Below are 20,457 nucleotides of genomic sequence, written 5' to 3' on the forward strand. Positions count from 1 at the left end.
AACCACCGCCAGCGACCGCCGTCAGCACCCCGACAAGATCACCAACAGAGTCACGGCATTGGGTCTAGAGCCTGTCTTCGAACCCCCGTCGGGGCGCAGGCGGGGGTTCGAAGACAGGCTCTGAGAGCCGCGGAACGCCGTACGATCGGGAAGATGGCTGGTCGACGGGGTGCGGTGCGCAGGGCGGGGTGCTTCGTGGCACTCGGTGCCCTGCTCGTCGGGCTGTCCGGGTGCGGTGCGGACAGCCCGCGTACGGACTCCCGTTCGGCCGCCGTGCAGCGGGTCCTGGACCGGCGGGCGGCGGCCGTCCTCGACAAGGACGCGGCCGCGTACCGGGCGACCGGCGGCGCCGACCCGTACCTGCTGCTCGACCTGGCGGCGGTCCCGCTGGAGTCCTGGACGTACAAGCTCACCCGGCTCGAAGGCTCGGGCTCCCGCGTCAGCGCCACGACCGAGCTGCGCTACCGCGTGGACGGCTACGACAAGGCGCCGGTGGTGGCCGAGCGAACACTGACGCTGCGACGCGAGGACGGCCACTGGCGGGTGGTGAACGACGAGCCCGCGGCCAAGGCCGGGCAGCAGCTGTGGGAGCAGGGCAAGGTCACGGCGGTGAAGGGCGCGCACAGCCTCGTGCTCGGCGTGGGGCAGCAGCGGTCGGTGCTGGAGTCGTACGCCGAGCTCGCGGACGACGCGGTGCCGGCGGTGACGGATGCCTGGGGGGACCGCTGGGCGCGCAGGGTGGTCGTCCTGGTCCCCGAGTCCCTCGACGGGATGGGCGGCTTGCTGGGTTCGCCCGCTTCCGGCTATCAGGGCATCGCGGCCGTCACGACGGGGGAGGCGGGCGGTTCGGGCACGGCGCCCGCGGACCGGGTGATCATCAACCCCGAGGCGTACGGGGTGCTCGGCGCCTTCGGCAAGCAGGTCGTCCTCACGCACGAGACCGCGCATGTGGCCACCCGGGCCGTGACCTCGCCTGCGACGCCGCTGTGGCTGTCGGAGGGGTACGCGGACTGGACGGGGTACCGGGGCACGGGCCGCACCGCCGGGCAGGCCGCGCCCGAGCTCCAGCGGGCCGTGGGGGAGGGCACCCCGCCCGGCACGCTGCCCGAGGACGCCGACTTCGGGTTCGACGGTGACTCCAGCAAGCTTGCGCGGGCCTACGAGAGTGGCTGGCTGGCCTGCCGGATGATCGCCGATCGGTGGGGTGAGGCGAAGCTCAACGCGTTCTATGTCGCGGTCGGGGGGCATCAGCGGCGGGCCGGGGCGGTGGAGGAGGCGCTGCGCAGCGTTCTCGGGATCGATGAGGCGGAGTTCCTGTCGGATTGGCGGGCGTATGTGCGCGGCGAGCTGAGCTGAAGGGACCCGCCGCTATGAGGTGCCCGGGGCTAGGGTGCCGGCGGCGTCGTGGCGGGGCCTGATGGGGTGACGCGCCCGGCGCGTGGGTGCCACTGGCGGCGTTGCAGCTGGGGCCGGTTGTGATGACGCGCCCGGTGCTGGGGGCCGCCTTGCCCACCCTGCCGCCCCTGGCGGCAGATTGCCCAAGGCGGGGGTGGCGGCAGATTGCCCGAGGCGGGGGTGGCGGCAGATTGCCCGAGGCGGGGGCGGCGACGGATTGCCTCAGGCAGGCGGGGTTTTGGCGAGTCCGGCGTGCAGCCACGTACGAGACGTGCGGGTGGGGACGGGTCGGTGTGCCCCCGCAGGACTCCGCAGGCACACAATCCCGGCCCACTCGCCTATGGCGGACAACGGGGGTGGAGACCGAACCGGCCGAGGAGGTACACCGACCCGGCCCCACCCAACCCACCCACTCAGGAGGAGTTGGCCGCCTCACTGAACCCGGCACGAACCGGATGCGGCGGCGCCGGAACCCGGGCGGCATGCCGCGGCTCGGTGACCGTCGCCCGCCACAAGCGACGGCAGGCGCTCAGCGTCGCGGCGACCAGCAGCCCGTTGCGGACCAGCAGAAGTGTGAGGCCGAGCGTGTCACTGGCCACCACATGCGAGAAATAGAGAGGGAACTCCAAGAACGTCACGAACGTAGCGGCGAGCACCAGCCAGACAGGCAGCGCCATCCGGCTGTCGCGGAACAGCAGACACACGGCCGCGAGACCGACCAGCCACAGCATGTACTGCGGGCTGATCACCCGGCTGGTCGTGGTGAACAGCAGCACCGCCGTCAGGGCAGCGTCGGCCTGCGTGCCCGACACCCAGGCCCGCGCCCGGATCCGCCACAGCACCAGCCACCCGAAGGCGAGCACGGTCAGCCCCTGAGCAAGGACGCTGACGACATCCACGTACGGACCGAGGAACTCCACCGACCCGTAGTTCAGCTGCACCGTGCCCGACCAGCCGAACCGCCGCGCCACGTGAAAGACCAGCGAGCCCAGCGACTCGACCTCGGTGCCACGATCACGCTGAAAGGTGAGGAAGGCGAACGCGCCGGGCATCGCGACGGCGAAGGTGAGTGCGAGCCCGCCCGCGGTCAGCGCCGCCGCACCCCACGACTCCCGGGTCGCCCGCCCCCGCCCAACGCCGACCAGCAGCAGCGCCGGCCACACCTTGAGCATCGCGCCGAGCGCGGCCATCACCCCCGAGGCCTTCGGATGCCGGGCGGCCGCCAGCAGCGCCGCGACGGCGACGGCGACGACCATCACGTCGTAGCGCGCGTACACGGTCTGCCCGAGCAGCGGCAGGCCCACCACCCACACCCATACGCCGCGCCGCGCCATGCCCCGGCGTTCGACGTACAGGAGCATCAGGAAGACGACCGCGTCGGCGAGGAAAGCCATCAGGAAGAAGGCCGACGTGTACGACAGGAAGGGCAGCAGCGCGGGGGAGAGGATCGCGACGGCCGCGACGGGCGGGTACTGCCACGTGACGTCGTCGAGCGGGAAGGTCCCGGTGCGCAGGATGTCGAACCAGCCCTGGTAGATGACCGAGACATCGCTCGTGACGTCCGGGCCGGGGACGACGACGACCTTGAAGACGCACAGCAGCAACAGCGCCCTGGTCAACGCCCAGATGACAAGGAGTGCTGCGGGATTTCGCGTCTTCATTCGAACCATCATGCCGGGAAGAACTGTGTGGTGGCCATGGACCGAGGCGGCGTGGCGGTTTCCGCCGGGTGGGTTCGGTACTGTCTGCGGCGATGCACAAGACAAACAAGACGCTGGTCGTGACCAACGACTTCCCTCCCCGGCCCGGCGGCATCCAGGCGTTCCTGCACAACATGGCGCTGCGCCTGGACCCGGAGCAGCTCGTCGTCTACGCGTCGACGTGGAAGCGCGGCCGGGAAGGTGCGGAGGCGACTGCCGCCTTCGACGCCGAGCAGCCGTTCACCGTCGTACGCGACCGTACGACGATGTTGCTGCCGACGCCGGGCGTGACCCGGCGCGCGGTGGGCCTGCTGCAGGAGCACGGCTGTACGTCGGTGTGGTTCGGGGCGGCCGCACCGCTCGGCCTGATGGCGCCGGCGTTGCGCAGGGCGGGGGCGCGGCGGATCGTCGCGACGACGCACGGGCACGAGGCGGGGTGGGCGCAACTTCCCGCGTCCCGGAACCTGTTGCGCCGGATCGGTGAGTCGACGGACACGATCACGTACCTCGGTGAGTACACCCGTTCGCGGATTGCGGCGGCGTTGACGCCGGCGGCGGCGGGGCGGATGGTGCAACTCCCGCCGGGGGTCGACGAGAAGACGTTTCATCCGGGGTCGGGGGGTGACGAGGTGCGGGTCCGTCTCGGGCTGTCGGAGCGCCCGGTCGTGGTGTGTGTCTCGCGGCTCGTCCCGCGCAAGGGCCAGGACACGCTGATCCTTTCGATGCCGCGGATCCTGGCGGCGGTGCCGGACGCGGTGCTGCTGATCGTGGGCGGTGGCCCGTACGAGAAGGAGCTGCGCAGGCTGGCGCGGGAGACCGGGGTCGCCGACTCCGTGCGCTTCACGGGCGCTGTGCCGTGGGCGGAGCTGCCCGCGCATTACGGGGCCGGTGATGTGTTCGCCATGCCGTGCCGGACGCGGCGCGGGGGGCTTGATGTCGAGGGGCTCGGCATCGTCTACCTGGAGGCGTCCGCGACGGGGCTGCCTGTGGTGGCGGGGGACTCGGGGGGTGCGCCGGACGCGGTGCTCGACGGGGAGACGGGGTGGGTCGTCCGGGGTGGTGTCCCCGAGGAGGCGGCGGATCGCATCGTGGCGTTGTTGGGCGATGCGGAGTTGCGGGGGCGGATGGGGGAGCGGGGGCGGGCCTGGGTTCAGGAGCGGTGGCGTTGGGATCTGCTGGCGGAGAGGTTGCGGGGGTTGTTGTAGGGGGTGTTTTCGCAGTTCCCCGAGCCCCTGAGAGGCGTACTTCGGCTGCGGGCCGGTGGGGCTTCTCGCGCAGTTCCCCGCGCCCCTTGAGATGCGCACTTCGTGCACCATCTCAAGGGGCGCACAAGATGCGCCCCACGCCCCAGCGCCAAAGCACGACGGCCCCGCAGACTCCAGGACCGCGAGAACCACCGCCCCGCAGCCGCAACCCCCTAGGGGCGCGGGGAACGGCGCGATCGGGGCAGCCCCGGACAGCTCGCAGCCCCGTAAAGCGCAGCCGCGTAAAACGCAGCCGGGGACGCGGCGTCGGGGCGCGCCCTCAACCCCGGTAGATCGCCTCGATCTCGTCCGCGTAGTCCTTCGCCACAACATTCCGCTTCAGCTTCAGCGACGGAGTCAGATGCCCCGACTCCTCCGTGAACTGCGCTCCGAGAACCCGGAACTTACGGACCGACTCGGCCTTGGACACCGCCGCGTTGCCGTCGTCCACGGCTGTCTGAATGGCGGCGAGCAGATCCGCGTCGCCCATCAGGGAAGCGACACTCGAGCCCGCCGGCTTGCCGTGGTCGGAGGCCCATTTGCCGAGGAACTCCTCGTCGATGGTGACGAGCGCCCCGACGAACGGCCGCCCGTCGCCGACGACCATGCACTCCGCGACGAGCGCATGCGCACGGATGCGGTCCTCGATGACGGCCGGGGCGACGTTCTTGCCGCCGGCGGTCACGATGATCTCCTTCTTGCGCCCGGTGATCCGGAGGTAGCCGTCCTCGTCGAGGGTGCCGATGTCGCCGGTGTGGAACCAGCCGTCGGCGAGGGCTTCTTCCGTAGCACCTTCGTTGTTCCAGTAGCCGGTGAACAGGTGCTCGCCGTGGAGCAGTACTTCGCCGTCGTCGGCGATGCGGACCACGGACCCCGGCAGCGGCTGCCCGACCGTGCCGATCTTCTGGCGGTCCCACGGGTTGAAGGCGGTGGCGGCGCAGGATTCGGTGAGTCCGTAGCCTTCGAGGACGGTGAAGCCGATGCCGCGGAAGAAGTGTCCGAGGCGCTCGCCCAGCGGGGCTCCGCCCGAGATGGCGTACTCGCCGCGGCCGCCGAGGACGGCGCGGAGCTTGCTGTAGACCAGTTTGTCGAACGTCTTGTACTTGAGCTTGAGGGCGAGCGAGGGCCCCTTGGGGGTGTCGAGCGCGCGGCTGTACTCGATCGCGGTGTCGGCGGCCTTGTCGAAGATCTTGCCCTTGCCGTCGGCCTGCGCCTTGGCGCGCGCCGAGTTGTAGACCTTTTCGAAGACGCGCGGCACACCGAGGATCAGGGTGGGCCGGAAGGCGGCCAGTTCGTCGGTGAGGTGCTTGATGTCCGGGGCATGCCCCAGCTTGATCGGAGCCATCAAGGACGCCACTTCGACCAGGCGGCCGAAGACGTGGGCGACGGGAAGGAACAGCAGTACCGAACACTCGCCCGTGCGGAACAGGGGCTTCAGCCGTTCCACCACGTTGCCGCACTCCGCGAAGAAGCTGCGGTGGGTCAGCACGCAGCCTTTGGGGCGGCCGGTGGTGCCGGAGGTGTAGACGATGGTGGCCGGGTCGTCGGCCTTGGCCACGCCGCTGCGCTCGTTCACGGTCGCGTCGGGGATCTCGGCGCCGATGCGGTTCAGCTCTTCGACGCCGCCCGCGTCGATCTGCCAGACGTGCCGGAGTCCCGGCAGCCGGTCGCGTACGGAGGCGACGGCCGCGGCGTGCGCGTCGGACTCGACGAGGATGCCGACGGCGCCGGAGTCCCCGAGGATCCACTGGATCTGCTCGGCCGAGCTGGTCTCGTACACGGGGACGGTGATCGCGCCGGCGCTCCAGATCGCGAAGTCGAGCAGCGTCCACTCGTAGCGCGTACGGGACATGAGGGCGATCCGGTCGCCCGGTCGCACGTCGGAGGCGATGAGGCCCTTGGCGGCGGCCTGCACCTCGGCGAGGAACTGGACGGAGGTGATGTCCGTCCAGGTGCCGCCGACCTTGCGGCCGATGACGGCGACGTCCGGATGCTGCGCGGCGTTTCTGCGGACGATGTCGGTCAGATTGCCGTCCGCGGGGACCTCGTACAAAGCCGGAAGGCTGAACTCGCGCAAGACTGCTGCTCCTCATAAGGCGCCGGCGCCACGACTCTGTGCGATGCGTCGGTGCGGTCCAAGATCGGGCAGGTGCTCAGAACGTGGCGCCGGACCTTTGGGTGCCGACGGACACATTGATTGAACTGAGCACGACTGGACTGCCCGGACGTTACCCACCGGTATGGCTTTTTCGGTAGGGGGTCCGGGCCAGATGTTCGCTGCGTCACACGTCACGGCGGTGCTGTGCGCAGAGTAGTCCAGGCGTTTCCCGACTGGGAAGTAACCGCAGGTCCGGCCCCCTCTACCGACCTTAAGGCCCGCGATTTAGGGTGATCGCATGCGCGTACATGTGGTCAGCGATGTGCACGGAAACTCCACCGACCTCGCACGGGCCAAAGACGGGGCCGATGCCCTCGTCTGCCTCGGTGACCTGGTCCTCTTCCTCGATTACGCCGATCACTCGCGCGGCATTTTTCCCGACTTGTTCGGAGTCGAGAACGCCGACCGCATCGTAGAGCTGCGCACCGCCCGCCGCTTCGAGGAGGCACGGGCCCTCGGAACTACGCTCTGGGCGGGCATCGACCGCGGCCCCGCCATCGAAAAAGCGGTGCGGAAGCAGTATGCGGAGATGTTCGCGGCCTTCCCCTCTCCGACGTACGCCACCTACGGCAATGTCGACATGCCCCGCCTGTGGAGTGAGTACGCGGGCCCCGGCACCACCGTGCTCGACGGGGAGCGGGTCGAGATCGGCGGCTGGGTCTTCGGATTCGTCGGCGGCGGCCTGCGCACCCCGATGCGCACCCCGTACGAGATCCCCGACGAGGAGTACGCCGCCAAGATCGAGGCCGTCGGCGAGGTCGACGTGCTCTGCACGCACATTCCGCCGGAAGTTCCCGAGCTGGTGTACGACACGGTGGCGCGGCGCTTCGAGCGCGGCAGCCGGGCGGTCCTGGAGGCCATCCGCCGCACCCGGCCCCGCTATTCGCTCTTCGGCCACGTCCACCAGCCGCTCGCCCGGCGCATGCGGATCGGTGCCACGGAGTGCGTGAATGTCGGCCACTTCGCGAGCACGGGCCGGCCCTGGGCCCTGGAGTGGTGACGGCGGGGCCGCTCACGCGCGGTAGCCTGCACGCGAGACACACGCATGCACGCCGGACCGCATCTGGAGGAGCCACCGCGATGGCGGAACACACCAGCTCGAGCATCACGATCGAGGCGGCACCGGCCGATGTCATGGGGGTGATCGCCGACTTCGCCCGCTACCCGGACTGGACGGGCGAGGTGAAGGAGTCCGAGGTCCTCGCGACGGACGACGCGGGCCGCGCCGAGCAGGTCCGACTCGTCATGGACGCCGGCGCGATCAAGGACGACCAGACCCTCAAGTACACCTGGACCGGCGCGAACGAGGTCTCCTGGACGCTCGTGAAGTCGCAGATGCTGCGCTCGCTCGACGGTTCGTACGTGCTGAAGCCGGCGGGTACGGGGACCGAGGTCACCTACTCGCTGACCGTCGACGTGAAGATCCCCATGCTCGGGATGATCAAGCGCAAGGCCGAGAAGGTCATCATCGACCGCGCGCTGGCCGGCCTGAAGAAGCGCGTGGAGACGGGTCCCTCAAGCCCCTCCGGTCCTTCAAGCCCCTCCGGTCCCTCAAGCCCCTCCGGCGATTGAGGAGCGGGGTCCGGGGCGGAGCCCCGTGGCCCCGGCACAGTAGCCTCGAACGTCATGCGCACCCTCCTCGTAACCGGCCCAGGCGGTTCCGGCCGCACCACCGTCGCCGCCGCCACCGCCCTGAAGGCCGCCGGAGAAGGGCTGCGCACGCACCTGATCACCGGTGACACCGTGGCGGAGCTGCCCGGTGTCACCGTCACCAGGCTCGCCCCCGCCGACGGGTTCCGTGACGATCTGCTGGCCCTTCAGGACCGGGCCCGCTCCGCGCTCGACCTGCTCGGGGCCGCCCGGCTCGACGCCGACGAGCTCACCCCGCTGCCCGGCAGCGACGAACTCGCACTGCTGCGCGCCCTGCGGGACAGCGCCGAGAGCGCCGAGCACCCCCACGACCTGGTCGTCGTCGACCTGCCGCCGGCCCCGCGCGCCGTCGCCGTCCTCGCCCTCCCCGGACAACTGCGCCGCTACCTGCGCCGCCTGCTGCCCGCCGAACGCCAGGCGGCCCGCGCCCTGCGCCCGGTCCTCGGCCGCCTCGCGGGCGTACCGATGCCCACCGAGGGGCTGTACGAGGCCGTGGCCCGCTGGGACGCCGAACTCGCCGCCGCCCAGGCCGTGATCGACGCCGACAGCACGCTCGTACGCCTCGTCGCCGAACCCACCCAGGCCGCCGACGAGATCCTGCGCACCACCGGCACCGGCCTCGCCCTGCACGGACTGCGCACCGAGACGCTGATCGCCAACCGCGTGCTGCCCGACGGATCCACCGACCCGTGGCTGGCCGACGCCGCGGCCCGCCAGCGCAAGATCACCGCCCAGTGGCAGGGGGCGTACGAGATACCCCACCTCGGCCGGGACCCGCGCGCCGACGACCTCGCGGGGCTCGATGTGCCGCTTCCCGGCGCCCCCGCGCCCCGCGCCCCCTGGCCCGTCGAGGACCGGCTCGCCGACGACGGTGTACTGGTGTGGCGGATCCCGCTGCCCGGCGCCGTGCGCGAGGAGCTCACGCTGATCCGGCGCGGCGACGAGATCGTCGTCGGGGCGGGACCGTTCCGCCGTATCGTTCCGCTGCCCTCCGCGCCCCGCCGCTGCACCGTGGCCGGAGCCGGGCTCGTCGACGGCGAACTGCGCGTACGGTTCGCGCCCGACCCGGATCTGTGGCCGCAGCCCCGGCACTGAATCCGGGCACGGGACCGGAACACCGCGCTGCACGTAGAGAGCTGCACATCGGGCTGCGTCGGCCTGTACTTCGCGCTGTACGAGGTAGTGAAGGTCATGCACCCGTTCGGGTACCGTCGAAGACGTCACCGCTTCAGCACCTTTTCAGCTCTCCGCAGGAGTCAGCCGCCATGAGCGACGCCACCGAGCAGCCCGCACCCCAGGTCGACGCCGACGCCTGGGAGCAGGCCTGCGCCGAGGATCTCGCGGCGGAGAAGGCCCGCCGCCGGGCCGAGTACGGGGCGCCGCCCGGCTCGGCCGCCGAGGAGCTGCGCAAGCTCGTCGACGCCGTCACCGACAAGCTCTCCGGGATACAGGCGCCCTTCCTCGGCGCCGTCGCGCAGGGCACCGCCGAGCAGGTCGCCAAGCAGGCCGTCCGCCAGGCCCGGTCCGTCGTCGAACCGCTCATCGAGCGCAACTCCGACGTCTTCGACCACCTGGCCGCCGCGGGCTCCGAACTGCTCGCCGCCTACCGGTCGGCCGTCGAGACCCAGGAGAGCCGCTGGACCCAGCGCTCCCAGGCCCCCAAGCCCCCCGCGTCCGAGGGTCGGGACGAAGGCCCCGACGGAGAACACATCGACCTGGACTGAACATCGCTCAGGTACGGTGGGCCCTAGCGGGGCTCGACCGAACTGAGGGATTCATGGGACTCACCATCGGCGTCGATATCGGCGGCACGAAGATCGCGGCCGGCGTGGTCGACGAGGAGGGCAACATCCTCTCCACGTTCAAGGTGCCGACGCCTTCCACGCCTGACGGGATCGTGGACGCGATCGCCTCGGCCGTGGAAGGTGCCAGGGCCGGGCACGAGATCGTGGGCGTGGGCATCGGTGCCGCCGGCTACGTCAACCGTCAGCGCTCCACCGTGTACTTTGCGCCGAACATCGACTGGCGCCAGGAGCCGCTGAAGGAGAAGGTCGAGCACCGCGTCGACCTGCCCGTCGTCGTCGAGAACGACGCGAACGCGGCGGCCTGGGGCGAGTACAAGTTCGGGGCCGGCAAGGGCCACCGCAACGTCATCTGCATCACCCTCGGCACGGGCCTCGGCGGCGGCATCATCATCGGCAACAAGCTGCGCCGCGGGCATTTCGGCGTCGCCGCCGAGTTCGGCCACATCCGCATGGTGCCGGACGGCCTGCTGTGCGGCTGCGGCTCGCAGGGCTGCTGGGAGCAGTACGCCTCCGGGCGGGCCCTGGTCCGCTACGCCAAGCAGCGGGCGAACGCGACGCCGGAGAACGCGGAGTACCTGCTCTCGCTCGGCGACGGCACCCCCGACGGCATCGAGGGCAAGCACATCTCCATGGCCGCCCGCCAGGGCGACCTGGTCGCCGTGGACTCCTACCGTGAGCTGGCCCGCTGGGCCGGCGCCGGTCTGGCGGACCTCGCCTCGCTCTTCGACCCCTCGGCGTTCATCGTCGGCGGCGGTCTGTCGGACGAGGGCGAGCTGGTCCTCGACCCGATCCGCAAGTCCTACAAGCGCTGGCTGGTCGGCGGAAACTGGCGGCCGGTGGCCGACGTCATCGCGGCCCAGCTCGGCAACAAGGCGGGCATGGTCGGCGCGGCCGACCTGGCGCGGGAGCCCGACCCGGTGATGTAGGACCAATGCGCTCCAGGTGCCCGTCGTTCCCCCCGGGGGCGGCGGGCACCGGCGTATCTTGATCGTCATGGACTCCGGCTCGCTCCCCAACTCCCTTACCGAGGCCGACGGTTCGGCCGTCATCCGCGTCCTCAGCTACAACATCCGCTCGATGCGTGACGATCCCGTCGCCCTGGCCCGCGTCATGAAGGCCTGCGCTCCCGACCTGGTCCTGATCCAGGAGGCGCCGCGCTTCTTCCGCTGGCGCAAGAAACTCGCCCGGCTCGCCCGCGCCGCGGACCTGGTGATCCTCTCCGGCGGCGGCAGCGCGGCGGGCCCGGCCCTGCTGTGCTCGCTGCGGGCGACGGTGGAGCGCACCGAGGATGTGCTGCTGCCGCTCACACCCGGGCTGCACCGGCGCGGCTTCGCCACCGCCGTCGTCCGCTTCGGCGGCGCCCGGCTCGGCGTCGTCAGCTGTCACCTGAGCCTGCAGAAGGACGAGCGGTACGCGCAGGGCGGCCTGCTGCTCGAACAGATCGAGACGATGGGTGTCGAGCACGCCGTCGTGGGCGGCGATCTCAACGAGCGCCCCGACGGACGCACCTTCCGCCGCCTCGCCGCCGTCCTGAACGACGCCTGGGCGACCCGCCCCTGGGGCAGCGAGTACACCTCGACCCCGGACGACCCCCATCAGCGTATCGACGCGATTCTCACCACCAAGGGCGTCGAGATCCTCGGCTGCGGCGTCCCGCCCGGGCTGCCCGCACACGAGCTGAGGGCGGCCACGGACCATCTGCCGGTCCTGGCCGCCCTCAGAATTCCCGCCGCCCGCTGAGGACAGGCTTGAAGACACTCGTCAGACGACGGCCCCGCGGCCCGGGTCGTCGTCCTCGTCCTCGTCCGACTTCATCCGCGCGACCAGCGTGGCGAAGCCGCCGAGGAAGCCGCCGACGCAGAGCGTCGCCAGCCACCACGTCATCGACCAGCCGAGCAGCACGGACAGGAGCAGCAGCACCGGGCCGCCGATCACGGCCAGCCACGCGAACCGGGCCGTGACATCGCTCGCCGGGAGCGGCGGCGGTTCCGGCGGCACGAAGTGGCCCTCGTCGTCCGCGTCGAAGTCGCTGTCGGACGGCTCCGCGACCGAGTGGTCCCGGGGGCCCGGGGCGGCGCCGACGCCCGGGGCGAAGGAGACCGACGAGCCGAGCGGGCCCCCGGCCTTCCCGGCGTCCTTCCTCGGCTTCCCGTCCGCCTCGTCCTTCGGCTCGCCGTCGGTCCGGTCCCGGTCCGGCGGCGCCGTCGTATTGGTCTCCGGCTCCAGAAGGGCCAGGTCCTCCACCGACTTGAACGGCTTGGCGCCCGGCGGGTCCGGCGGCTCCTCCCCGTACCCGGCGACGATCTGCGCCCACACCGCGTCCTCGTCGACCGGGATCGCTCCCTGCTCCTCCGGGTCCGGCCGCGACGGCCCGGTGCCGGCCGCCTCGGGCTCGCGGCCCTCGCCGCCGTCCGGGCTGTCGGGGCTCTCGGGCTCCCGTCGCTCCTGCTCAGCCACCGCTGGCCGTCCCTTCCGCGCCCTCGCCGGGGCTGCTCACGCCCTCGCTGGGGGTCTTGCCGACACTGGGGGCGAGCCGCCCGATGAACGCGTAGCTCTCCTCGAAGATCCGGCCCGCGTCATGGTCCAACGTCGCGACGTGGTAGCTCTGTTCCAGCAGAATCTCCGTGACGTCCCTGGAGGAGATCCGGCTGAGCACGCGGGCCGAGTCGGCGGGCGGCACCACATGGTCCTGGGGGCTGTGCAGCACCATCACCGGCTGGGTCACCTGCGGCAGTTCACGGTCGACGACCCGGAAGAAGCGGCGCAGCTGGTGCGCGGAGTGCAGCGGCACGCGGCTGTAGCCGATCTCGTGCGAGCCCTCCTTGGCGATGTCGTCGGCGACGCCCTTGACCGTACGGACGAAGTGCCGGGCCACCGGGAGGGCGTGCGCGGCCAGCCCGTGCACCTTGTTCCCCGGGTTCACCAGGATCAGGCCCGCCACCTCGTCGCCGTGCCGGGCCCCGAGGCGCAGCGCGAGGGCGCCGCCCATCGACAGGCCGGCGACGAACACCTGCGAGCAGCGCTCCGTGAGCTCGCGCAGCGCCCGGTCCACCTCCGCGTACCAGTCCTGCCAGCCGGTGACCGCCATGTTCTCCCAGCGGGTGCCGTGCCCGGGCAGCAGCGGGAGCGAGACGGTCAGCCCCTGCTCGGCCAGATACTCCGCCCAGGGCCGCAGTGACTGGGGGGATCCGGTGAAGCCGTGACAGAGGAGGACGCCGATCTCGCCGCCTTCGTGGCGGTACGGCTCGGCTCCGGGAAGGAGCGGCACCTTCGGTCTCCAGTTCGTGAAGAGGAGCAGCGGGACGTGCACTTCACCGTACGCGACCGGACTGACACCGACCAGGGTCGTCGGGCCCCTGAGCGGCCCCGCGGGTTAAGGTCTGAACCTCGGACGAGGGAAGGCAGTGGGTTGATCTACGGCGCAATGAAGGTGGCCATCGGGGGGCCGCTGAGGCTCGGCTTCAGGCCATGGGTGGAGGGCATGGAGAACATTCCCGCCGAGGGGGCCGCGATCCTGGCCAGCAACCACCTCTCCTTCTCCGACTCGTTCTTCCTGCCGGCCGTCCTCGACCGCAAGGTCACGTTCATCGCGAAGGCGGAGTACTTCACCACGCCCGGCGTGAAGGGCAAGCTGACGGCCGCCTTCTTCAAGGGCGTCGGTCAGCTCCCGGTGGACCGCTCGGGCTCGCGCGGCGCCGGTGAGGCCGCCATCAAGAGCGGCATCGAGGTGCTGGAGCGCGGCGAGCTGTTCGGTATCTACCCCGAGGGCACGCGTTCACCCGACGGGCGCCTGTACCGCGGCAAGCCCGGCGGTCTGGCCCGCGTGGCGCTGGCCACCGGCGCCCCCGTCATCCCGGTCGCCATGATCGACACGGAGAAGATCCAGCCGCCGGGCAAGGTGATGCCGAAGCTCATGCGCCCCGGCATCCGCATCGGCAAGCCGCTCGACTTCACCCGCTACCAGGGCATGGAGAACGACCGGTTCGTGCTGCGGGCGGTGACCGACGAGGTCATGTACGAAATCATGAAGCTTTCCGGCCAGGAGTACGTCGACATCTACGCGACCGCCGCCAAGCGGCAGATCGCCGACGCGGCGAAGGCGGAGAAGGCGGCGAAGGCCGAGCAGGAGAAGGCCGAGAAGGCCGAGCGGGAAGCGCACAAGGAGCGGAGCGGCGCCTGACCGCGTCGCGCGCGGTGCCGGCACGGGGGACGGTGGGGGACATGGGGAGCACGGTCAGGCGCGAGCGGGTCGTACGGATGTCGGTGGAGCAGCCGCTGTGGCGTGCCCTGATGGGCTACCGCGTGCTCACCATGCTGTACGCGATCGGCCTCTTCGCCTCCGCCTACGAGGTGTACGAGCGGCCCTGGGTCGCCATCGCCTACTTCGCCGTCCTGGCGGTGTGGACGCTCGCGACACTGCCGCAGGTGTCCGGCGCCCGGCGCTGCACCAAGCGGTTCCTCACCGCCGACCTGACGGTCGCCGTCGTCGGCATCCTGCTGTCACCGGTCGCGGGCCACGAGCGGGCCGTCACCGGCGGCTCGACCCTGCCCTCGATATGGACGGCGGGCGCGGTCCTCGCCTGGGCGCTCAAGGGCGGCTGGCGCTGGGCGGCCTCCGCGTCCCTGTTCATCGGCGTCGCCAACGTGATCCAGCGCGGCGACCTGAGCCGCAGCACCCTGCACAACGTGCTCCTGGTCTGCATCGCGTCCATCGCCATCGGCTACGTCGTCGAGGTGGCCCGCGCCTCCGAGCGCACCCTCGCCCGCGCCCTGGAGATCGAGGCCGCCACCCGGGAGCGGGAGCGTCTGGCCCGCGACATCCACGACAGCGTCCTCCAGGTCCTCGCCATGGTGCAGCGGCGGGGCAACGCACTGGGCGGCGAGGCCGCCGAGATCGGCCGGATGGCGGGCGAACAGGAGGTCGCGCTGCGCACGTTGGTGGCCGGCGGCCTGTCCCCGGCGTCCCGTGCCTCCGAGGACGCCGCGCTGGGCGCCGTCGTCCGCGCCGTCGACGAACCGGACCGCGCCGGGGACCCCGCCGACGCCGACAGCGCGGGCCCCCGCGATCTGCGGCCCCTGCTCGCCGGGCACGCGGGCGCGCGGGTCACCTTCTCCGAACCGGGCGCTCCCGTCCTGATGCCACCCGCCGCGGCCCGCGAACTGGCCGCCGCCGTCAGCGCAGCTCTGGACAACGTGCGGCTGCACGCGGGCGCGGACGCGTACGCGTGGATCCTGGTCGAGGACGATCCGGACGCGGTGATCGTGACCGTACGGGACGACGGGCCCGGCATCCCGGAGGGCCGGCTCGCCCAGGCCGAGGGAGAGGGCCGACTCGGTGTCGCCCAGTCCATCCGGGGCCGGCTGCGCGACATCGGCGGCACCGCCGAATGGATCTCGGTACCCGGACAGGGCACCGAGGTCGAACTGAACGTACCGAAGAAGAAATGATCAGCTGCGGCAGCAGTGACAGCAGTGACAGCAGTGGCATCAGCGATATCAGTGACATCAGTGTCATCACGGGGGAAGGCAGGACCGGAGCGATGAGCGAGCAGCAGACCGACGGCGGACGGACCACGATCAGAGTCATGGTGGTCGACGACCATCCGATGTGGCGCGACGCCGTCGCCCGCGACCTGGCCGCGGCCGGCTTCGACGTCGTCGCCACGGCGGGCGACGGCGAGCAGGCGGTGCGCCGGGCGCGGGCCGCGAGGCCCGACGTCCTCGTCCTCGACCTGAACCTGCCGGCCAAGCCCGGCGTCCAGGTCTGCAAGGAACTCGTCGGCGCCGACCCGGCGCTGCGGGTCCTGGTCCTGTCGGCGAGCGGCGAGCACGCCGACGTCCTGGAGGCGGTCAAGTCCGGCGCGACCGGATATCTACTGAAGTCCGCGTCCACCGACGAACTGATCGACGCGGTGCGCCGCACGGCCGTCGGCGACCCGGTGTTCACCCCGGGCCTCGCCGGTCTCGTCCTCGGCGAGTACCGCCGCCTCGCCTCCGAACCCGCCCCGGCCGCCGACACCGACGAACCCAAGGCGCCCCAGCTCACCGACCGGGAGACGGAGGTGCTGCGCCTGGTCGCCAAGGGGCTGAGCTACAAGCAGATCGCGGAGCGCCTGGTCATCTCGCACCGCACGGTGCAGAACCACGTCCAGAACACCCTGGGCAAGCTCCAGCTCCACAACCGCGTGGAGCTCGTCCGGTACGCGATCGAACGGGGTCTGGACGACGCGTGACCCCGCGCGGCACAGTTGCTTCAACTGCTCACCGTGACAAGGGAGTTACGTGATGAGGGTCGGAGTACTGACCGGCGGCGGCGACTGCCCCGGGCTCAACGCCGTCATCCGGGGCATCGTCCGCAAGGGCGTGCAGGAGTACGGCTACGACTTCGTCGGCTTCCGGGACGGCTGGCGCGGTCCCCTCGAGGGCGACACCATGCGGCTCGACATCCCGGCGGTGCGCGGCATCCTGCCGCGCGGCGGCACCATCCTCGGCTCCTCGCGCACCAACCCCCTCCAGGCGGAGAACGGCATCCGCCGCGTCAAGGAGAACCTGACCGAGGAGGGCGTCGAGGCGCTCATCGTGATCGGCGGCGAGGACACCCTGGGTGTCGCCGCCCGCCTCACCGACGACTACGGCGTCAAGGCCGTCGGCGTACCGAAGACCATCGACAACGATCTGTCCGGCACCGACTACACCTTCGGTTTCAACACGGCCGTCGGCATCGCGACCGAGGCGATCGACCGCCTGCACACCACGGCCGAGTCCCATATGCGGGTCCTGGTCGTCGAGGTCATGGGCCGCCACGCGGGCTGGATCGCCCTGCACTCGGGCCTGGCCGGCGGCGCCAACGTCATCCTCATCCCCGAACAGCGCTTCGACCTCGACCAGGTCTGCGACTGGGTCACCTCCCGCTTCACGTCCTCGTACGCGCCGATCGTCGTGGTCGCCGAAGGGGCGATGCCACGCGACGGTGAGGTGGTCCTCAAGGACGAGTCGCTGGACTCCTTCGGGCATGTGCGGCTTTCCGGTGTGGGGGAGTGGCTCGCGAAGCAGATCGAGAAGCGGACCGGGAAGGAGGCCCGCACCACGGTCCTCGGTCACGTGCAGCGCGGCGGAACCCCGTCGGCGTTCGACCGCTGGCTCGCCACGCGATTCGGGTTGCACGCGATCGACGCGGTCCGTGACGGGGACTTCGGCAAGATGGTCGCGCTGCGCGGCACGGACATCGTCCGCGTGCCCATCGCCGAGGCGACGGCCCGTTTGAAGACGGTGGATCCGGGCCTGTACGAGGAGGTGGGGGTCTTCTTCGGCTGAGGTCGGCTGGTGCCGGAGGGGCGTGAGCGGCCTAGACTCGCGGATATGGAGATCCTCGCATTTGGTGTGCAATCCGACGAGAAGCCCCTGATCGAGAAGGCCTTCGAGGGGCACCACGACGTCCGCTGTCTGGACGTCTTTCTCAACGAGGACACCGCTCCCATCGCCGCCGGCTACGAGATCATCTCCACCAGCGTCAACGCGACCCTGAACAACCGGGTGCTGCAGAGCCTCGCCGCCGGCGGCACGCAGATGATCGCCCAGCGCTCCACGGGCTTCAACAACATCGACCTGGAGGTCGCGGAGCGCCTCGGGCTCACCGTCGCGAGGGTCTCGTACTACTCGCCGTACTCGGTCGCCGAGTTCGCGTGGACCCTCGCGATGGCCGTCAACCGCCGTATCGTCCGGGCCGGCAACCGCACCCGGGACTTCGACTTCCGCCTAGACGGCCTGCTCGGCCGCGACCTGCGCGGCCGCACCGTCGGCGTCCTCGGCACCGGCAAGATCGGCGAGGCCTTCACCCGCATCGCGCACGGCTTCGGCATGAACCTGCTGGGCTGGGACGTCGCCGAGAACCCGGAATGCGTGGCCCTCGGCATGAAGTACGTCGACAAGGACCGGATCTTCGCCGAGGCCGACCTGATCAGCCTGCACGTCCCGCTGCTGCCCTCCACCGAGCACATCGTCGACGCCGCCGCGCTGCGCGCGATGAAGGACGACGCGATCCTCGTCAACTCCAGCCGCGGCGGCCTCGTCGACACCAAGGCCCTCGTCGCCGAACTGCGCGCGGGCCGCTTCACCGGCGTCGGCCTCGACGTGTACGAGGCCGAGGCGGGCCTGTTCTTCCTCGACAAGTCCCTGGAGGCCGTCGACGACGACACCCTGGCCCGCCTCGTCACCTTCCCGAACGTCCTGGTCACCTCGCACCAGGCGTACTACACCGTGGACGCGGTCGGGCAGATCATCGACACCACGGTCCGCAACGTCCTGGACTACCGCGCGGGCCGCCGCTCCGAGAACGTGCTGGTCCCGGCCGAAGCGCCGTCGCTCCCGGCGAGCTGAGCGAGCAGTTCCCGTACGATCCCGGCGCCGCGCAGCGACAGCACCGACTCCGGGTGGAACTGCACCCCGGCGAAGCCCGGACCGCGCAAGGCGTGCACCTCGCCGCTGGCCGCGTCCCGGCTGACCTCGACCTCGTGCGCGGCCAGCTCCACCGCCGCGTCGTCGTCGCAGCGGGCCACGAAACTGTTGTAGAACCCGACGGTCTCGGCCCGCCCGAACAGCTCGATGCCGGTCTGCGCCCCCTGGTACGGCACGTCCTTGCGGACGATCTCCAGACCCAGCTCGGCCGCGATCAGCTCGTGCCCGAGGCAGACGCCGAGCACGCCGTACCGGTGGCCGCGGAGCACCTCGGCCGTCAGCGACCGCAGGAACCGCATCTTCGGATCGGTGAGATCGGACGGGTCACCGGGGCCCGGGCCGAGGACCACCGGGCCCTCGTGCGCGAGGACCGCCTCCCGCAGCCCTTCCTCGTCGTAGCGCCGCACCGACACGTCGAGGCCCGCCGAGCGCAGCACGTGCGCCAGCATCGCGGTGAAGGTGTCCTCGCCGTCGACGACCAGCGCGTGCCCGGCCCGCTCCTCGCTGTGCCGGCCGGGGTCCTGCATCCGCAGCCAGAACGGGGCAAGGGCCGCGCGGCGTCCGTCGAGCGCCGCCCGTACCCGCGGGTCGTCGGCGAGCGCGGGCCGCGTGGACTCCTCACGCGGACGTCCCGGGCGCACCCCGAGCGCGGCCAGCACCCCGGCCGCCTTCGCGTGCGTCTCCGCGACCTCGCCCGCCGGGTCCGAACCGCGGACGAGCGTCGCGCCGACCGGCACCCGAAGGCGCCCGGCCGCGTCGATGTCGGCGGTCCTGATGAGGATGGGGGAGTCCAGGGTCTGCGCGCCGCCCGCGTCCCGGCCGACAAGGGCGAGCGCACCGGCGTAGTACCCGCGCCCGCCCACCTCGTGGCGCTCGATGACCCGGCACGCGTTCTGCACGGGCGAGCCGGTGACGGTCGCCGCGAACATCGTCTCCTTCAGCACCTCCCGCACATCAAGGCTCGACTTTCCCCGCAACTCGTACTCCGTATGGGCGAGATGAGCCATTTCCTTCAGCCGCGGCCCGACGACGACACCGCCCCTGTCACCGACGGTGCACATCATCTTCAGCTCCTCGTCGACGACCATCGACAGCTCCTCGATCTCCTTGCCGTCGGCGAGGAAGGCGAGCAGGTCGTCGGGGGTCGGTCCGGCGGCCGGGTAGCGGTACGTTCCGCTGATCGGGTTCATGACGACCGTGCCGCCCGACATCCGCACATGCACCTCCGGACTCGCGCCGACCAGCGTCCGCCCGCCCGCGTGCTCACCCGTGTGCACGACGAACGTCCAGTACGCGCCCCGCTCGCCGACGAGCAGCCGCCGGAACAGGGCGAGCGCGTCCTTGCGGGAGAAGCCCGGGATCTCACCCTCGTACGTCCGCCGGATCACGAAGTTCGCGCCCTCGCCGCGGCCGATCTCGTCCTCCAGGACACGCCCGACGATCCCGGCGTACGTGGTGTCGTCGACGTCGAAACCGCCGTCCCGGACGCGGACCTCGTGCCGCGGCAGCCGTTCGAGGGCCTCGGCGAGCGGGATCTCGTACGTCTCCTCGGGGGTGAGGACCGCCAGCGGCGTGCCGTCGTCGCGGACGTCGAAACCGCGCTCCCTGATCTGACGGAACGGCACCAGGGCCAGGCCCTCCGGGATGTCCGCGAGCCGGTCGTGCACCTGGACCGGGCCGGTCAGGACCTCGACGGTGTCGTGGTCACGGCCGGGGGTGCGCCTGCGCAGCAGGGCGAAGGGGCGGTCGTCGGTGAGGAGTCTGTCCAGGACGGACATGTCGAGTACGGACATGGGGTGCTGTTCCTTCCGGTGGGAGGAACAGCCCGGTGTCGGAAAACACTGAAGGCCGCCCCTCGGGCGGCCTTCGCGGATTCAGAAACGCGCAGTCAGTGGGCCGCCGGATGTGCGGTCCACCACCAGGTGCGGGTCAGAAACTGCGCGAACATGGGCGCAACCGTACCCGAACCCCGGCTCAGATGGGGTGCCCGCCTCTCAGCTGTCTCAAAAGATGAGCGGAGGGATGGACGCCCCATGCGACCCCGTAATGTT

The 20,457-nt window shown here is 71.2% G+C and carries 19 protein-coding genes; 13 read left to right on the plus strand and 6 right to left on the minus strand.

The window, feature by feature from the left end; genetic code table 11:
• The first annotated feature begins 153 nt into the window (after positions 1–153).
• Entirely contained in the window at positions 154–1,356 is a 1,203-nt protein-coding gene (locus ABD366_RS00005; RefSeq protein ID WP_324768411.1) for a hypothetical protein, read from the plus strand.
• A gap of 452 nt (positions 1,357–1,808) precedes the next feature.
• Here ABD366_RS00005 and ABD366_RS00010 read toward each other — a convergent pair whose 3' ends face one another.
• Positions 1,809–3,056, minus strand: a complete 1,248-nt coding sequence (locus tag ABD366_RS00010) for a glycosyltransferase 87 family protein (RefSeq protein WP_324768410.1) — start codon at positions 3,054–3,056, stop codon at positions 1,809–1,811.
• A 92-nt stretch (positions 3,057–3,148) separates the two neighbouring features.
• On the opposite strand from ABD366_RS00010, the gene ABD366_RS00015 reads away from it, so the two are divergent.
• Positions 3,149–4,300, plus strand: a complete 1,152-nt coding sequence (locus ABD366_RS00015) for a glycosyltransferase family 4 protein (RefSeq protein WP_324768409.1) — start codon at positions 3,149–3,151, stop codon at positions 4,298–4,300.
• A 319-nt stretch (positions 4,301–4,619) separates the two neighbouring features.
• On the opposite strand, the gene ABD366_RS00020 is transcribed toward ABD366_RS00015, so the two are convergent.
• Positions 4,620–6,416, minus strand: a complete 1,797-nt coding sequence (locus ABD366_RS00020) for an AMP-dependent synthetase/ligase (RefSeq protein WP_324768408.1) — start codon at positions 6,414–6,416, stop codon at positions 4,620–4,622.
• A 319-nt stretch (positions 6,417–6,735) separates the two neighbouring features.
• On the opposite strand from ABD366_RS00020, the gene ABD366_RS00025 reads away from it, so the two are divergent.
• The 6 genes from ABD366_RS00025 to ABD366_RS00050 all read left to right on the plus strand — a co-directional run bounded on the left by ABD366_RS00025 (position 6,736) and on the right by ABD366_RS00050 (position 11,692).
• Positions 6,736–7,497 (plus strand): metallophosphoesterase family protein, encoded by a 762-nt coding sequence (locus ABD366_RS00025; RefSeq protein ID WP_324768407.1) that lies wholly within the window; start codon positions 6,736–6,738, stop codon positions 7,495–7,497.
• An 80-nt stretch (positions 7,498–7,577) separates the two neighbouring features.
• Complete coding sequence (locus tag ABD366_RS00030) at positions 7,578–8,069, plus strand: SRPBCC family protein (protein ID WP_324768406.1); 492 nt, start codon at positions 7,578–7,580, stop codon at positions 8,067–8,069.
• Between the two features lie 54 nt (positions 8,070–8,123).
• The gene (locus tag ABD366_RS00035; RefSeq protein WP_324768404.1) at positions 8,124–9,242 is read left to right on the plus strand and encodes an ArsA family ATPase; all 1,119 of its coding nucleotides are present in this window, start codon (positions 8,124–8,126) and stop codon (positions 9,240–9,242) included.
• 170 nt (positions 9,243–9,412) lie between these two features.
• On the plus strand, positions 9,413–9,871 hold the full coding sequence (locus ABD366_RS00040) for a DUF5304 domain-containing protein (protein WP_324768403.1): 459 nt from the start codon (positions 9,413–9,415) through the stop codon (positions 9,869–9,871).
• Between the two features lie 53 nt (positions 9,872–9,924).
• On the plus strand, positions 9,925–10,878 hold the full coding sequence (locus ABD366_RS00045) for an ROK family glucokinase (protein WP_324768402.1): 954 nt from the start codon (positions 9,925–9,927) through the stop codon (positions 10,876–10,878).
• A gap of 67 nt (positions 10,879–10,945) precedes the next feature.
• Complete coding sequence (locus tag ABD366_RS00050; protein WP_324768401.1) at positions 10,946–11,692, plus strand: endonuclease/exonuclease/phosphatase family protein; 747 nt, start codon at positions 10,946–10,948, stop codon at positions 11,690–11,692.
• 21 nt (positions 11,693–11,713) lie between these two features.
• Here the strand turns inward: ABD366_RS00050 and ABD366_RS00055 are convergent, their stop codons facing one another.
• Both ABD366_RS00055 and ABD366_RS00060 read right to left on the minus strand, forming a co-directional pair.
• Positions 11,714–12,409, minus strand: a complete 696-nt coding sequence (locus ABD366_RS00055) for a hypothetical protein (protein ID WP_411293685.1) — start codon at positions 12,407–12,409, stop codon at positions 11,714–11,716.
• Entirely contained in the window at positions 12,402–13,220 is an 819-nt protein-coding gene (locus tag ABD366_RS00060) for an alpha/beta hydrolase (protein WP_324768400.1), read from the minus strand. Before ABD366_RS00060 ends, ABD366_RS00055 begins: the two co-directional genes overlap by 8 nt.
• A gap of 141 nt (positions 13,221–13,361) precedes the next feature.
• Between ABD366_RS00060 and ABD366_RS00065 the strand changes: the two genes are divergently transcribed.
• The 5 genes from ABD366_RS00065 to ABD366_RS00085 all read left to right on the plus strand — a co-directional run bounded on the left by ABD366_RS00065 (position 13,362) and on the right by ABD366_RS00085 (position 18,328).
• A complete protein-coding gene (locus ABD366_RS00065; protein ID WP_411293684.1) occupies positions 13,362–14,132 on the plus strand; it encodes a lysophospholipid acyltransferase family protein in 771 nt (256 codons plus the stop codon).
• A gap of 41 nt (positions 14,133–14,173) precedes the next feature.
• Positions 14,174–15,400, plus strand: a complete 1,227-nt coding sequence (macS, locus tag ABD366_RS00070; protein ID WP_324768399.1) for a MacS family sensor histidine kinase — start codon at positions 14,174–14,176, stop codon at positions 15,398–15,400.
• A 92-nt stretch (positions 15,401–15,492) separates the two neighbouring features.
• On the plus strand, positions 15,493–16,185 hold the full coding sequence (locus ABD366_RS00075; protein ID WP_324768398.1) for a response regulator transcription factor: 693 nt from the start codon (positions 15,493–15,495) through the stop codon (positions 16,183–16,185).
• A gap of 52 nt (positions 16,186–16,237) precedes the next feature.
• A complete protein-coding gene (locus ABD366_RS00080; protein WP_324768397.1) occupies positions 16,238–17,266 on the plus strand; it encodes a 6-phosphofructokinase in 1,029 nt (342 codons plus the stop codon).
• A gap of 45 nt (positions 17,267–17,311) precedes the next feature.
• Positions 17,312–18,328 carry a 2-hydroxyacid dehydrogenase gene (locus ABD366_RS00085; RefSeq protein ID WP_324768396.1) on the plus strand — a complete coding sequence of 339 codons (1,017 nt, stop codon included), beginning with the start codon at positions 17,312–17,314 and terminating at the stop codon, positions 18,326–18,328.
• Here the strand turns inward: ABD366_RS00085 and ABD366_RS00090 are convergent.
• Positions 18,259–20,199 (minus strand): anthranilate synthase family protein, encoded by a 1,941-nt coding sequence (locus ABD366_RS00090; protein ID WP_324768395.1) that lies wholly within the window; start codon positions 20,197–20,199, stop codon positions 18,259–18,261. The two genes, ABD366_RS00085 and ABD366_RS00090, sit on opposite strands and share 70 nt — an antisense overlap.
• 95 nt (positions 20,200–20,294) lie before the next feature.
• Complete coding sequence (locus ABD366_RS43415; RefSeq protein WP_425576938.1) at positions 20,295–20,441, minus strand: trp operon leader peptide; 147 nt, start codon at positions 20,439–20,441, stop codon at positions 20,295–20,297.
• Positions 20,442–20,457: the final 16 nt, after the last annotated feature.

Source organism: Streptomyces kunmingensis (genome assembly GCF_039533535.1).
Classification (GTDB): domain Bacteria; phylum Actinomycetota; class Actinomycetes; order Streptomycetales; family Streptomycetaceae; genus Streptomyces; species Streptomyces kunmingensis.

Coding starts and splice junctions, on each gene's coding strand:
- ABD366_RS00005 (WP_324768411.1), top strand. CDS start 154: ATGGCTGGTCGACGGGGTGCGGTGCGCAGGGCGGGGTGCTTCGTGGCA.
- ABD366_RS00010 (WP_324768410.1), bottom strand. CDS start 3,056: ATGAAGACGCGAAATCCCGCAGCACTCCTTGTCATCTGGGCGTTGACC.
- ABD366_RS00015 (WP_324768409.1), top strand. CDS start 3,149: ATGCACAAGACAAACAAGACGCTGGTCGTGACCAACGACTTCCCTCCC.
- ABD366_RS00025 (WP_324768407.1), top strand. CDS start 6,736: ATGCGCGTACATGTGGTCAGCGATGTGCACGGAAACTCCACCGACCTC.
- ABD366_RS00030 (WP_324768406.1), top strand. CDS start 7,578: ATGGCGGAACACACCAGCTCGAGCATCACGATCGAGGCGGCACCGGCC.
- ABD366_RS00035 (WP_324768404.1), top strand. CDS start 8,124: ATGCGCACCCTCCTCGTAACCGGCCCAGGCGGTTCCGGCCGCACCACC.
- ABD366_RS00040 (WP_324768403.1), top strand. CDS start 9,413: ATGAGCGACGCCACCGAGCAGCCCGCACCCCAGGTCGACGCCGACGCC.
- ABD366_RS00045 (WP_324768402.1), top strand. CDS start 9,925: ATGGGACTCACCATCGGCGTCGATATCGGCGGCACGAAGATCGCGGCC.
- ABD366_RS00050 (WP_324768401.1), top strand. CDS start 10,946: ATGGACTCCGGCTCGCTCCCCAACTCCCTTACCGAGGCCGACGGTTCG.
- macS (WP_324768399.1), top strand. CDS start 14,174: ATGGGGAGCACGGTCAGGCGCGAGCGGGTCGTACGGATGTCGGTGGAG.
- ABD366_RS00075 (WP_324768398.1), top strand. CDS start 15,493: ATGAGCGAGCAGCAGACCGACGGCGGACGGACCACGATCAGAGTCATG.
- ABD366_RS00080 (WP_324768397.1), top strand. CDS start 16,238: ATGAGGGTCGGAGTACTGACCGGCGGCGGCGACTGCCCCGGGCTCAAC.
- ABD366_RS00085 (WP_324768396.1), top strand. CDS start 17,312: ATGGAGATCCTCGCATTTGGTGTGCAATCCGACGAGAAGCCCCTGATC.
- ABD366_RS00090 (WP_324768395.1), bottom strand. CDS start 20,199: ATGTCCGTACTCGACATGTCCGTCCTGGACAGACTCCTCACCGACGAC.
- ABD366_RS43415 (WP_425576938.1), bottom strand. CDS start 20,441: ATGGGGCGTCCATCCCTCCGCTCATCTTTTGAGACAGCTGAGAGGCGG.